This window comes from Porifericola rhodea (assembly GCF_030506305.1).
In the GTDB taxonomy this organism is placed as follows: domain Bacteria; phylum Bacteroidota; class Bacteroidia; order Cytophagales; family Cyclobacteriaceae; genus Catalinimonas; species Catalinimonas rhodea.
In genome coordinates, this window is sequence record NZ_CP119421.1 from 634192 (window position 1) to 648384 (window position 14193).

The window sequence follows — 14193 nt, forward strand, 5'->3', positions numbered from 1 at the left end:
TTTTATATTCTGATTCTTTCAAAAGCCTGAGCGTCTAATACCGCAATAGCTACCATATTAACAATCTCTCTAATGGTACTTCCTTGCTGCAACACATGTACGGGGCGGTTCATACCCAGGAGTATAGGCCCAATAGCTTCAGCTCCACCAATCTCCATCAGTAGCTTATAAGCTATGTTACCAGAGGTCAGGTCAGGAAAGATAAAGGTGTTTGCTCCTTCATCTACCAAACGGCTGAAGGGGTACAGCTCTCGCTGCATTTCGGTATTTAGAGCTGTATTTGCCTGTATATCACCTTCTATAATCATGTCAGGCCAGCGTTCGCGCGCCATAGTTACCGCTTTAGCTGCTTTAGCAGGCACATCTCCCTTGCTGGAGCCAAAGTTAGAGTATGATAAGGAAGCGATACGAGGAGTAATGCCAAAAGAATTGACCGCAGATGCTGTGAGACCAATTATATCTACTAACTCTTCAGCACTAGGGTTTACATTTACTGTAGTATCTGCAAAGAAGAATGTTCCCTTTTTGTTAGAGATAATATACATCCCAGCCACACGTTTCACCTCATTACTAACTCCAATTACTCTCAGAGCCGGTAGTATAGTTTTAGGGTAGTCGCTGGTAAGACCAGAAATAAACGCATCAGCCTCTCCTACCTTTACCATAGTGGTGCCGTAATAGTTACGAGAACGCATCAGGCGGCGAGCCTCATAGCGTGTCATTCCCTTACGCTTTCTTTTTTCGTAGAGCAGATCTCCAAAGTCACCTATCTTTTCGTCGTCTGCCTTTGCCGGGTCTATTATCTGACAGGCAGAGAGTTCCAATTTGTGGTCTGCTATCAGTTGATGAATTTTTTCTTCATTTCCTAAAAGTATAGGTATGGCTATCTGCTCATCCTGAAGTATCTGGGCAGCTTTTAGAATCTTCTGATCTTCGGCTTCAGCAAAAACAACTCTTTTAGGCTGCTTTTTCGCTTTACTAATCACCTGCGACATCAACTTTTGATCTATACCGATACGCTGCTGCAACTCTACATGGTATTGCTCCCAATCTGTAATATGTGTTCTTGCTACCCCGCTATCCATAGCTGCTTTGGCTACTGCCGGTGAAATGACAGTTATCAGACGAGGATCTAAAGGTTTGGGAATAAGGTAATCTTTTCCAAAAATTATTTTTTCGCTGCTGTAAGCTTTATTGACAATCTCTGGAGTAGGTTCTTTAGCAAGCTTTGCCAGTGCTTTTACCGCGGCCAGCTTCATTTCTTCATTAATTGCTGTAGCACGCACATCCAGAGCTCCTCTAAATATATAAGGAAAGCCTAATACGTTATTTACCTGGTTAGGATGATCAGAACGTCCTGTAGCCATCACAATATCCTCACGACTTGCCATTGCCAAATCATAATTGATTTCAGGATCTGGGTTTGCCAGTGCAAAAACTACCGGATTATCAGCCATAGACCTAATCATATCCTGAGAAACGATATTGGCTGCTGACAAACCTAAAAATACATCCGCGCCTTTCATTGCTTCAGCCAGGGAGTTAACATCACGCTTAGTCGCAAAGATAGACCTGATCTCGTCCAGGTCTTCTCTGCCTTGTTTAAGCACTCCGTTAATATCGCACATTACAATATTCTCGGTCTTTACTCCCAGCATATTAAAAAGGCGTGTACAGGCCATAGCAGAAGCTCCTGCACCACTAACTACCAGCTTTACCTTCGAGATATCTTTCTCTACCAGTTCCAACGCATTAAGCAATGCTGCTCCGGTAATGATCGCTGTGCCATGCTGATCATCGTGGATCACAGGGATATTCATCTCCTTTTTCAGCCTTTCTTCAATTTCAAAACATTCCGGAGCTTTAATATCTTCCAGATTTATTCCACCGAAAGTCGGCTCTAATGACTTAACTACTTTTACAAAAGCATCTGGGTCAGTTACGTCAACTTCAAGGTCAAAAACATCTATTCCTGCGAATTTTTTAAAGAGTACCCCCTTCCCTTCCATTACTGGTTTAGAGGCTTCCGGTCCAATATCACCAAGGCCCAATACAGCGGTACCGTTGGAAATTACGCCCACTAGATTACCCTTGGCTGTATACTTATAGACATTTTCTTTGTCAGCAGCTATTTCTTTACAGGGCTCAGCTACCCCAGGAGAGTATGCAAGTGCAAGGTCAATCTGAGAACTTAATAGCTTGGTAGGGACGACCTCTATTTTTCCGGGTTGGCCTTGAGTATGATAATTTAAGGCATCTTCTCGCCTTATCTTAATTGATCTGAATTGTTGAACTTTTCCTTCCAATTTTCTTCTTTTTTTGGGTACCGTAAAAGTAGCAATTATTAGCCATCTACTCTTCAAATCTAAAGAAAGAAAAGGGCATAAAAAAAGCCACGTTTAACTCGTGGCCTGTTTCTGATTTATTTCAGAGGCTGTTTTAAAGGTATTGAGGATGGCCTCTATCTCTCTTATGAACGGTCTCTTCTGTTTACTGGGGCTATAAACAAAGCCTTCTATGTAATAAAGTCTGCCACTATCTTCATCTACAAAAGTGTAGCTGAGGAATGGTCCACCCATAGAGTTGTTAGTTAGTTTCCATAAGCCTCGGGTTTCTATAGCATACTTGCCATTAAAGTTGACTGTATCATGCTCTATAGGAGCCAAAGATTGTACAGTCATATGAGTAGTACTATCATCAGCCAGATACTGTTTTGCAATCTGCTCTCTAAACTCCATAATGCTCTCAGGTTTAAAAGCCTCTTCTGAAGTATAGTCTTTGTAAGCTACAATGATACTTTTATCAACTTCATCTCCTAGATTTCTAATCCACACGAAATTGTCAGCATCTTTTCTAGGTACCTGCTCATAACCATAGGGTACTTTCAGGTAAAATTCATACTCCTCTAACAAGTAACGGTTGACTGTTTTTCTTTCGTTGGCTTTATAAAGGTTTTGTCTTAAACGATTAATCTCAACTTCATGAAAGTGATTTCTGACCTCTTCCCGGTTGTTCTTTAAATTATCAATAAGCGCATCTTCTGATGTACCAAACAGGAAAAGTACCTCCTGACCTTTAGCAAACTGGTTTTTTTTACTAAACTGAAACAGGTTTGGATCTTCTTCTATTCTTGAGACTGAGGATTGCGTAAAATAGCTTTTCATCTTTTTTCCAGCCATACTTTCGTTATCAAGAGTGGCTACAAAAAGCATATTTTTAGCATTCTTCAGTACCTTGTTTAGTTTAAAGGGATCTACGTACCTCACAGAAAAATAAGGTTCGGGTTGAGGTAGGCCAGGCATGGCTTTAAGAAAAGTTTGACGCAGTTCATCTCCCAGATCTCCATGCCATAAAGCAGAGTCCATAACGAGTACTACTTCTCCGGCAGCTCCACGGGCCGTAGGTAAAGTATCAGTAGATGAACTACCTCCTTCGCTACAAGCCCCAAACAGCCCTATCAGACCAATAATTAATATTGATGGAATGTATAAGGAAAGTTTCTCTATGTTCACAATCGATAAATTTTAGTGTTTGCAAGCTCAAAATACAATAATGAGTCTTTTTCACCTTGTATAACACAAAATTTCTTTTTCAAGTTGTGTTCAGAGAAATAAAATACTATCGCCCGATGATCAGCTTTTGTCCCGGCTTAATATTGTTGCTCGTCAGGTTGTTGAGCTCTTTAATCTTAGCCACACTCAAACCTTGATAACGCTTAGAAATCTCCCAAAGTGAGTCTCCAGGTTGCACAAGGTGGATTTTGCTGTTAGGTACAGGACGACTACCTCCTGAAGAGGCTAACTGACTGGCACTAGGCTTTACCCAAATCGCTAACTTCTGTCCGGCATAAATACGGCTTCCACGGATATTGTTCCAAGAGCGTAAATCTGACAGGCGCACACCATGGCGCTCTGCAATTACACCCAAAACATCTCCACTACGAACACGGTAATATACCTTCTCACGATTATAAGTATTACCGGCTTGCTTCTGAGCTACCAAAATCATCTGATCCTGCAATTCTTTGGTACCTGAAGAATCTAATATGGCTGCGGTATTGGCTGCTATAAAATCATACTTGTCTGCTGGTATGAGCAAAGGATAGTTCTTCGCATTTTCAGGAACAGCCTTTCTTTTTAGTTCAGGGTTTAAGCGAGTTAGATCTTCTTCGCATACATTAATCTGCTCAGCCAGGGCTTTAAGACTTACAAACTGACTTACCCAGAGTGTATCTGTTTCCATAGGGTATTCAGGTAATTCTTCTCTTAAGTTATGCTCATCCAGATAGTTTAAAGTATACAAAACAGCTACAAACTGAGGCACATAGCTCCTGGTCTCACGTGGTAGATAATTGTAAATTGACCAGAAATCTCTTTTATAACCTGAACGACGTATTGCTTTACGAACATTGCCTGGCCCGGTATTGTATGCAGCAAGCGCCAGCTCCCAGTCATCAAACATATTGTAAAGCTGCTTAAGATATTTGCAGGCTGCTTCAGTAGATTTTTCAGGATTCATACGCTCATCCACGTACCAGTCCTGATCCAGACCGTACATACGTCCTGTGCTGGGCATAAATTGCCAAAGTCCCATTGCTCCTACTCTTGACTTAGCTTCAGGGTTAAGACCTGACTCAACAATAGAGAGGTACTTCAATTCTTCAGGGATTCCGTATTTTTTAAGATATTTCTCGAAGAGAGGAAAATAAAGCTCGGTACGGCGAACGACCATACGTGTGTAGTCCCGATTTCTGATAGTGAAGTAGTCTACAAAAGATTTTACTCTACTGTTAAAAACCAGCGGCATATCTTTCTCAAGACAGGCGATTCTGTCTTCTACCAAATCATAAGGTGCATCAGGAATATATTCGTAATCATATTTTGGCTCATATAGATTTGTTATCACAGAGTCTGTAGGAGCATCGTGAGAAAATACTGCATAGGAAGGCACACTCCCCACCGCACAAAGACAAATTACCAGAGCACCCAAAATTTTTAACATCACCTTATTGATTTAGCTTTACTTTCAAAAATCTGTATTTGTATGACTACAAAATCCATACAAAATATGAAAAAAGTTGGGATATTTAAAACGTATTTAGCAGTAAGACATTGCTTTTATCCTAAATTATCTAAAATATGTTTAGATAATGCAAAAAGTTTTTCTTCCTGAAAGGAGGCTGTCATAAGCTGCAAGCCGATTGGCAAACCATTCTTATCTTCTCCATGGGGAATAGAAATGGCTGGTACACCAGCAATTGAAGCCTGTACTGTAAATAAGTCTGCCAGATACATTTCCAGAGGTGTATTAGTAGCCCCTATTTTGAATGCAGTTGTTGGCGTTGTGGGAAGTACGATAAAATCGTAATCTGCTAAAATATTCAGAGTAGCATCTCTTAGCAGTCTTCTTACCTTTTGGGCTTTGGTATAGTAAGCATCATAATAGCTGGCACTGAGCACAAAAGTTCCCAGCATAATTCGCCTCTTTACCTCTTCTCCAAAACCCTCCGCACGGCTTTTCTTATACATGCTTTCCAGATTTTGTGCTTCTTTACTGCGGTAGCCATACTTGACACCATCAAAACGTGAGAGGTTAGAACTAGCCTCCGCCATAGTAAGAATATAATAAGTAGGCAGCAGATATTCCAACATCGGAAAATGCACTGCTTCTACTTGATGCCCATCAGCTTTGAGGAACTGAATAGCTTTTTCAGTCTGTGCTTTAATCTCAGGGTTGAGTCCTTCATCACTCAGCGTCTCTTCTATGTAAGCAACTTTGTATTTTTGCTTTACCTCCAATGCCTGAGTATAAGCAGGCACATCTTTCTGACTTACGGTACTGTCAAACTCGTCTTTCCCTGCCATAATTTCCAGCAGCAGTGCATTGTCTTCAATATTATTGGTAAAAATACCAATGGTATCAAAAGAAGAAGCATAGGCTAAAAGCCCATAACGTGAGATACGCGAATAAGTAGGTTTTAGGCCTACTACTCCACAAAAAGCTGCTGGCTGCCGTACCGACCCACCGGTATCTGAACCAAGAGCAGCTGTACACATACCTGCCTGTACTGCAACTGCCGAGGCTCCTGAAGAACCACCAGGCACAGTATTCGGATCGGCAGCATTACGTGTGGGCCCAAAAGCAGAGTTTTCGTTTGAAGATCCCATAGCAAACTCATCGCAGTTTTGCCTACCAATTATAATGGCGTCTTCGTCTAGAAGGCGTTGTACAGCTGTACCTGAAAATTGTGAGTAAAAGCCATCCAGAATTTTACTGCTAGCTTGCAGCTTATGATCCTGATAGCACAGAACATCTTTTAGGCCAATAACCATACCTGCCAGACGCCCAGCTGTACCTTTGCGGATCTTTTTATCCACTTCTTGGGCACGTGCTAAAGCTTCATCGGCGTAAACATCCAGAAAAACATTTAAATGTTGCTGACTCTGGATGTTCTGCAAGTAAGTATTGACAATATCTTCGCAGGAGAGTGTACCCTCAACCAAATACTTTTGTATGCGGTTGAAAGACCGTAAATCTTTCAAGGTATTATTCTGATTATTTGCTTGCGGTAGTGTTATGAGAACCTTCCTCTATCTCGTCTTTAATTTCTTTGGTGGCATCTTTAAACTCACGGATACCGCGACCTAAACCACGTGCCAATTCAGGAATTTTCTTAGCGCCAAAAAATATTACCAGAACTAATACAATCAGAAGAATCTCCCATCCTCCTAGTCCTCCAACAAATGCTAATGTAGTGTGCATAGAGTGATTTTTTTAATGTGAAAAAGCTTTCACGAACATGTAAATATACCCAATATATCTGCCTCGCAAAAGTTATCTATTAATAATCAAAGGTTGGCAATGTAAAAAAAGTTCGTTCAAAGATGCCAGTCTGAAGCCGTATTTATAGCAAAGAGGTACATAAATGCTTTAAACGTACAATTACTTCTTTATTTATTTTGAAGCCAGGCTTCAGGATTAAGCTTTTGGCTATTTCTCCAAATCTGAAACTGCAGCATAGATACCCCATTGCCATCTGTGTAGACCATTCCTACGGCCTCCGAAGCTTTGAGCTTTTGCCCGGTTTTTACATTTACCTCCTTGAGTCGGGAATAAACGGTAAAGTACTCACCGTGCTGCATAATTACCGCTTTAAGGTCACCAGGTTCCGGTATAGGTGTGATCGCTTTTACTACGCCATCAAAAACGGCTCGTACTTCAGCATTTTTAACGGTTTGTATATCCACACCATCATTAGGCACCATAATATTTTTCATGACAGGGTGCGGGTTTCTACCAAATTTTTGAGAGATAAAACCAGAGTTAACCGGCCAGTTCAACCTGTTTTTGCTCTGCTCAAATGATACAGAAACAGCTTCATTTGAGGAGTTAAGAGCAACTCGGTCTGCTGTTTTATTTTTATTACTTCTCTCAATTTCTTTACGTATCAGGCTGGCTATCAACTGATCTAACTCTTCTACATCCTTCTGACGCTGAGCCAGCTCTCGCCTTAGCTCTGCTTCCTGCTCATTAAGGTCTCTTACCATGCTACGTTGCTTAGCCTTAAGCGCCAACAAGTCTTTATTGGCCATAACCTGCTGGTCCAGCAGCACCCGCTGCTCCATCTGTTTGCCTTCCAGGGTGCTTCTTTGATTGGTCAGGGTCTCTTTTACTTTTTGTATTTGCTCAACCTGATTTTTTCGTGCCTCAGAATACTGCTGCATATACTTTATACGCATAAACATCTGATTAAAAGTAGAAGCAGAGAATATGAACATGAGACGGTCGTAGCTATTACTGGTTTTGCTGGTAGCATATACCATATACGCATACTCTTCTTTAAGTCTGACCAGATCTTCTTCCAGAGCTTCTATGACTCCGGTAATTTCTCGTATCTGGCTATTTAATAAACTTAGCTCGTCATTAATGGATTGAATCAGCGACTCTCGTGCTTCTATCTGCCTGTTAATGGCGTTGAGTTGCCCCAGACTACTCTTTTTACGTGTAGAGGTTTCTGAAAGAATTTGCTGAGCCTCTTTTATCTTTTGTAGGGTTTCTTTTTTTTCTTTCTCTAGCTTTTTTCTTTCAGCCTCTGTCTGCGACCAGGCAGGAGTCTGAAGCATAGCTACAAGCAGTAGAGAAAAAAGAAGGCTAGCTAGAAAGCGTTTACTTTCGTACATATTTTTCAGGTACAGAGAAAGGGAAACGTAGTGCCTCTTCAGTAATATTTGCTTTTTTATGCTGGATATCAATTTCTGTTCTACGTTTTTTTCCGTCACGCTGATACATTAAAGAAACCAGGTTTTCGTAGGGAAAGACCTGCTCATTTAACATTTGAAAATCGCCATACTTAAGGCTAAGTGTATTATTACGGACACGTGTTTTGCCCATCACCTCTTCTTTCGTTCTGTCTTGCATGGCTACGCGCTCTAACTTAAGGCTACGGGCATTTACATAATTATTGATATAAATATCCCCTTCCTCCTGCTTAACTACGTAATATTCGCTTTCTTTTTTTACCTGATCGTCCGCTCCAGGTTCAATTGGCATATCTCCTAATAATACTGACTGAAGCAGGTCAAAATTAATGCTAAAATTAAATTTCCTGCTCAACTCCTCAAAATTATAGGCAGAATACTCCTTGTTCATCCTGTTAATAAAAATGAGCGAGTCTTGAGTAATAATCCCTCTGGCAGCTTCTATGCCAAAGCCCGGAGTAACTGAGACCCAAATGATACTGTCTCTTTTCAGACGAATATTGGCTGTAGCGCTAAGGCTTTTGTCGTCGTTCTCAAACCTGATTTTGCTGCTGGTGCTTAGGTACTCAAAACTCAGGTCATTTACGGCAAACTCATCAGCCATAGCCGTGTCTTTAAAACTCAGTGTTTTTTTACTACAGGCTGTGGCAAAAAGTAAAGCCAGGCAAAAAAATAAGGTCGGGGTAGTTTTATTCATATAATTTTCTGTCCGCAATTTTTTTATCTATCAGATCAGAAGTATCATCCATCCCTTTAGCTTTCATCCATTGCTTAACCGCCTGGTCTACTTCGCCTAGTTTGAACAATACATCACCATAATGCTCTACAATAACACCACTCTTATTGTTTTTTTCTATAGCTTTTTCTAAAAGTTTACGCGCCTGCTTGTACTCGCCTTTTTTAAACAAGACCCAGGCCCTGGTATCAAGGTAGTTAGCATTTTCAGGGTTCAGTTCCAACAGACGGGTAGAAAGCTTGTCTGCATAGCTTAACTTTTCTTCGCGAAGTGCTAAGAAGTAGCTATAATTATTTAGCACATAATCGTTGGTAGGGTCTATTTTAAGTACTGCTTCGTAAGCCTGCTCAGACTTATCGTAGTTTTTAAGTTCGTTATAAACATCTCCCAAATACATACTACTGTACTTCAGTAGTTCGTCATTATTTGCCAGTCGTTTGCTTTGTTCCAGGGCATAAGCAGCTTCTTCGTAATTTTTGGATACTGAATTAGCGGCTCCATTATAAAAATACAAAACCGCCTGATTGGGAAATAGCTCCAGAGCAGACTCAGAATGTTTAATTACACTTTCTGTATCCTGCAAATCCTGAAACTCTATAGTAAGCAAGTTTTGCCATACATTAAAGTTAGTCTCTTCAAAGTCCAGAGATTTCAGGTAGTTGTCGCGAGCTCCTTCACTATCCTTAATAGCATTCAAAAAGTCCGCCTTAATCACATAGGCATTAGCCTCATCGGGATGCGTTTCTATTAACTGATCTGTTAATGCATGCAGCATTTCTTCAGTTTCGTTGTTTGGTAGCTCTCTTATGTATTTAGCGATAAGCTCAAGCTTGAGTTTCAGGCTCAGATCAGGGTTAGCAAATGCCTCTTCCATGTTCTGGCTTGCTTTTTTGTCGCTTCCTGTGCGCTGGTAAATTTTAGATAGCATCAGGCGAGCTTCAGGATTGTTGGGTGAGGCTTCCAGTAGCTTCTCCAGATGAGGGATAGCGTCTTTCTCACGATTGTTGGATACAAATATCTCTGCCAGTGACATTACAAAAGCGGCTTCGCCAGGGAAAGCCCCCACTAGCTTTTCGCCTTCTGCAATAGCCTTGTCCAGTTTATTGAGCTTTAAATAAATTTGCTGCTTGGCTCTGATCACTTCAGGGTTAACACCAAATATTTTTTCTGCACGGTTGTACACATCCAGCCCCTGCTCGTAATCTCCCTGGTAGAGGTAAATAGCAGCCAGATCAAAGAGGTATTCGTCAGTATCTTCCAGATTGCCCAGCATACGCTCATATATTTGCGCCGCTTCAGCAAAGTTAGATTTTCTGGTAAGTATATCTGCCGTAAGCGTATAGAAGTAAGGATTTTCCGGATCTAACTCCAGTGCTTTGTTAGCATTGTTAAGCGCATTGTCCAAATCGCCACGGCCTGCCAGTATAGTCGCTATTTTAAAGTGTGCTGTACTATTAGATGGGTCACTTTCCAATGATTTTTTGAAAAGCATAAGCGCTCTATCCATATTTTCTGAGTCAAAGTCTGGCTCACTCAGAATAAAATACTTTACCCCTTCTGTAAAGTAGAAGGTAGCCTCTCTTATTTTCCTTTCCTCACGATTAGACTTCTTTTTCTTTTGTGCAAAACTGTCTGTAGAGAAGGTAATCAAAACAGCTACTAGCACAAAAATCACTCTCTGAAAGGGGCTAACAAACGGCATATTCAATTTCATTAAACGTTTTTTGGTCGCTGTAAAGCGAAGAAAGAAAACCAGACTATAGTTAATCTGGTTTCATATTATGTTTATTAACGAGTTTAATATACTTTCTATTTCAAATTAGTCAAAAACCTAAAATTATCCGCGATACTTATAGGCTTTGTAAAACTGCACAACAGTTTCTTCTGATAATATTTAAAGCACATTGCCAAATACAAGCAAAATACCTGACACAGAATCTTTTAAAATTACATATCCGATAACACTGCTGTACTTAAACATGCGCATTCTTAATAAAGTGTTTGCAGTGTCTTCAGCTCACTAAACTGTTATATCAACAACTTCATACTCTTAGCTATATTAACAGGAGTAAAACTCACTGAGTTCTTCAAGACTTATATTAAGCAGATGAATTAAGTCTCCTGAGCAAAACAAAATGTACGCTCAGCTTAATTTTAAGCTACTTGTTCTTAAGTTTTACTTTAGGTAATCATATTTTTAGGAGCCGTAAGGTTTAGTAGTATTTTTCTATACTTTACTTTAGGTTAATACCTGTACTTCCATACCCCCCGGCACCTCTATCTGTTTGGCTCAGTTTGTTGGTTTCTTCCCAGCTCACCTGCGAATGAGGAGCTACTACCATCTGGGCAATACGATCGCCATGTTGTACCGTAAATATATCGTTGGAAAGATTAACCAATAGCACTTTAATTTCACCTCTATAGTCCGCGTCTATGGTGCCAGGGCTGTTAAGTACGGTAATGCCATGTTTATATGCCATACCACTACGTGGACGTATTTGTGCCTCATAACCTACGGGCAGTTCAATAAAAAGGCCGGTACCTACCAAAGCCCGTTCCAGGGGTTTAAGCGTTATTTCTTCCTGAATGTTAGCATGCAGGTCCATGCCAGCTGCATGGGCAGTTTGGTAAGCCGGTAAAGGCTGATCAGATTGATTGATGATTCTTACTTTCATTAAATTTCTCAGAGGGTTTAACTTATTTTATGTGCCCAATGAATCAAATGGACACTACTTTCATGCGTAAATTAAGAAATTCTTTGATATAGGAGTTTCCTCCTCTCTATCAAGTAGACAACACCTATAAAAACAAGTACTGAGCATATATTCAGCAGGTGTTTTAATAGCTCATGCTCTATTTTAATCTGGAAAGAAACATATACCATAACAAGAGCAGCTACTAAATAAAGTATAGAAGAAGTAAAGTTGTAGGGTATTGGATAATACTTTTGCCCATAGTAATAGCAGATAATACACATTACAAAATAACATGCGATACTGGCTACGGCACATCCTAAAAGTCCTATATAAGGTATCAATAAAATATTACCAAAGAGTGTAATCATCGCACCTAGTATACTAAAGTAAGTACCAAACTTGGTCTTATCAGTAAGTTTAAACCAGATGGTGAGGTTATTGTACACGCCAAACAATAATTTAGCCAGTAACAGAAAAGGCACTACATATAAAGCATCCAGATAACCCTTGCTTCTTAAAAACATGCTGCCAATCAGCTCAAGATTTACGCTAACACCCAATAAAATAATGATGCTAAGGATAGTAAAGTAATGCATCACTTTGGCAAAAAGCTCCGGGGCTTCTTTATTATCTGCCTGACTAAAGAAGAATGGCTCTCCTGCGTAACGAAAGGCCTGTACCGCCAGCGTCATTAATACACTGATTTTAAAGCAGGCGCCATAAGCACCTAATGCTTCGTTAGGGCTCATGTCCGCGTAAAAGTCTGCGGGCAACAAGTCATTGAGAAGTAATTTGTCTATGTTTTCGTTGACCATACCACCCAAGCCCATAATGAGAATAGGATAGCCGTAAGCAAGCATTTTTTTAAATACCTGCCAGTCAATACTTAAACGTACCTGTGCAAGACTACGCCACAGCAGTATGGGTATAATTGCATTACCAATAAGGTTAGCCATAAATACATAGCCCACTCCCATATCCGGATAGTAAATAGCATCCAGAAGAGAAGAGTAAGTATGAATTTTTGGCAGTAGTATTAAAAAGAATAGATTGAGCAATACTGTCAGAACAATGCTACTAATTTTTGTGACTGCAAATTTAAGAGGCCTGTTTTCCTGACGAAGTTTGGCATATGGTATAGCCATTACCGCATCCGTAAACATGATAAGGCCCAGCCATATTATAATATGACTACTCTCCGGATAGCCAATAAGACTGGCAATACCTCCGGAAGCCCCGATAATAATTGCAGAAAAAATAAAGCTGGTACTTAGAACAGCCGTAACCGCAGAGCTATATACCTTTTGCTGGTCTTGCGGAGCTATCTCTTTGCGGGAGACAAAGCGAAAAAAGGCAGTCTCCATACCATACGTATAGAGTATGTTGAGAAAGCCCACGTACGCATACAACTCTGTTATAGCACCATACTGAGCCGTGTCTTCAAACACAGAGGTATGGAGCGGCACAAGTGCATAGTTGAGGAGCCTGCCTAAAATGGTGCTTACACCGTAAAAGGCAGTCTGCCCAGCCAGTTTTTTTAGTGGATTCATAGATTAAGGCGCCCTTCAGTAGGGAGGTTGAACATTCACTACTGCCCTACAAACAACGTACCTAGTCGCCTATTCTCCGGTAAAGTGTGCTTCGCGCTTAGAAAGAAAAGCCTGAGTACCTTCCTCAAAATCGTTAGATTTGCAGCAAGCCGCAAAGCTGTTAGCCTCAGTCTGATACCCATTTTCATCACCCGCAAAAGCCGCATTTACACAGTCAATGACCATACCAATAGCCAAAGGTGCTTTTGACATGATTTTTCGCATCAATCGGTTTGAAAACTCTATCAGCTCCTGCTTATCCTTTACCAAAAAGTTAGCCAGCCCTATTTCTAATGCTTTTTCAGCAGAAATGGTATCCGCAGTCATCATCATCTCCAGAGCCCGCCCTTTACCTACAAGTTGCGTAAGCCTTTGGGTACCGCCAAAACCAGGAATAAGCCCAAGATTAACTTCGGGCTGCCCAAATACCGCATTGCTGGATACTACTCTAAGATGACAGGCCATAGCCAACTCACAGCCTCCTCCTAATGCAAAACCATGTACTGCTGCGATTACGGGCTTATCACATTTTTCTATTAGTGCAAAAACCTCCTGCCCTATTTCAGAGAACTTTCTCCCGTTTAGTTCATTCAGTTCAGCAATTTCCGCGATATCAGCACCAGCAGCAAAAGCCTTTTCCCCCTCTCCGGTAATTATCACCCCTCTTATATCTTTATCATCGTACACTTCCTGAAAAGCCTCCCCCAGTTCTTCAAGGGTGGCCTTATTCAGAGCGTTCATTTTGTCTGCGCGACTAATGGTGATCATTAAAACCCCCTCTTCAAGGGTTGTAGTGAGAAACTTAAAGTTCGTCATCTCAATGCCTTATGTTTTGCCCAAATATAACAGGTGGTGTACTAAACTCAAAAAGCGCTACTCTTAATTGTCTTTTCTGAACTTATTTCACGCTCTGA

11 protein-coding genes are annotated in these 14193 nt (G+C 40.7%); all 11 read right to left on the bottom strand.

The window, feature by feature from the left end; genetic code table 11:
* Window positions 1-2: 2 nt before the first annotated feature.
* Window positions 3-2306, bottom strand: coding sequence for an NADP-dependent malic enzyme (locus tag PZB74_RS02785; RefSeq protein ID WP_302240594.1), 2304 nt, complete (start codon window positions 2304-2306; stop codon window positions 3-5).
* Window positions 2307-2399: 93 nt separating this feature from the next.
* The gene (locus tag PZB74_RS02790) at window positions 2400-3512 is read right to left on the bottom strand and encodes a DUF4837 family protein (protein WP_302240596.1); all 1113 of its coding nucleotides are present in this window, start codon (window positions 3510-3512) and stop codon (window positions 2400-2402) included.
* A gap of 106 nt (window positions 3513-3618) precedes the next feature.
* Window positions 3619-5001: a lytic transglycosylase domain-containing protein gene (locus PZB74_RS02795; RefSeq protein WP_302240598.1), complete on the bottom strand. Its 1383-nt coding sequence runs from the start codon at window positions 4999-5001 to the stop codon at window positions 3619-3621.
* 116 nt (window positions 5002-5117) lie between these two features.
* Window positions 5118-6542 carry an Asp-tRNA(Asn)/Glu-tRNA(Gln) amidotransferase subunit GatA gene (gene gatA, locus PZB74_RS02800; RefSeq protein ID WP_302240600.1) on the bottom strand — a complete coding sequence of 475 codons (1425 nt, stop codon included), beginning with the start codon at window positions 6540-6542 and terminating at the stop codon, window positions 5118-5120.
* A gap of 13 nt (window positions 6543-6555) precedes the next feature.
* A complete protein-coding gene (locus PZB74_RS02805; protein ID WP_302240601.1) occupies window positions 6556-6762 on the bottom strand; it encodes a Sec-independent protein translocase subunit TatA/TatB in 207 nt (68 codons plus the stop codon).
* A gap of 188 nt (window positions 6763-6950) precedes the next feature.
* A complete protein-coding gene (locus PZB74_RS02810; RefSeq protein WP_302240602.1) occupies window positions 6951-8180 on the bottom strand; it encodes a murein hydrolase activator EnvC family protein in 1230 nt (409 codons plus the stop codon).
* A complete protein-coding gene (lolB1, locus tag PZB74_RS02815; protein WP_302240603.1) occupies window positions 8167-8955 on the bottom strand; it encodes a lipoprotein insertase outer membrane protein LolB1 in 789 nt (262 codons plus the stop codon). The genes PZB74_RS02810 and lolB1 overlap by 14 nt, the downstream gene beginning before the upstream one ends.
* Window positions 8948-10708, bottom strand: coding sequence for a tetratricopeptide repeat protein (locus tag PZB74_RS02820; protein ID WP_302240604.1), 1761 nt, complete (start codon window positions 10706-10708; stop codon window positions 8948-8950). Before PZB74_RS02820 ends, lolB1 begins: the two co-directional genes overlap by 8 nt.
* 520 nt (window positions 10709-11228) lie before the next feature.
* On the bottom strand, window positions 11229-11669 hold the full coding sequence (gene dut, locus PZB74_RS02825) for a dUTP diphosphatase (RefSeq protein ID WP_302240605.1): 441 nt from the start codon (window positions 11667-11669) through the stop codon (window positions 11229-11231).
* Between the two features lie 71 nt (window positions 11670-11740).
* Window positions 11741-13240 carry a lipopolysaccharide biosynthesis protein gene (locus tag PZB74_RS02830; protein ID WP_302240607.1) on the bottom strand — a complete coding sequence of 500 codons (1500 nt, stop codon included), beginning with the start codon at window positions 13238-13240 and terminating at the stop codon, window positions 11741-11743.
* Between the two features lie 69 nt (window positions 13241-13309).
* Window positions 13310-14095: an enoyl-CoA hydratase/isomerase family protein gene (locus PZB74_RS02835; RefSeq protein WP_302240609.1), complete on the bottom strand. Its 786-nt coding sequence runs from the start codon at window positions 14093-14095 to the stop codon at window positions 13310-13312.
* Window positions 14096-14193: the final 98 nt, after the last annotated feature.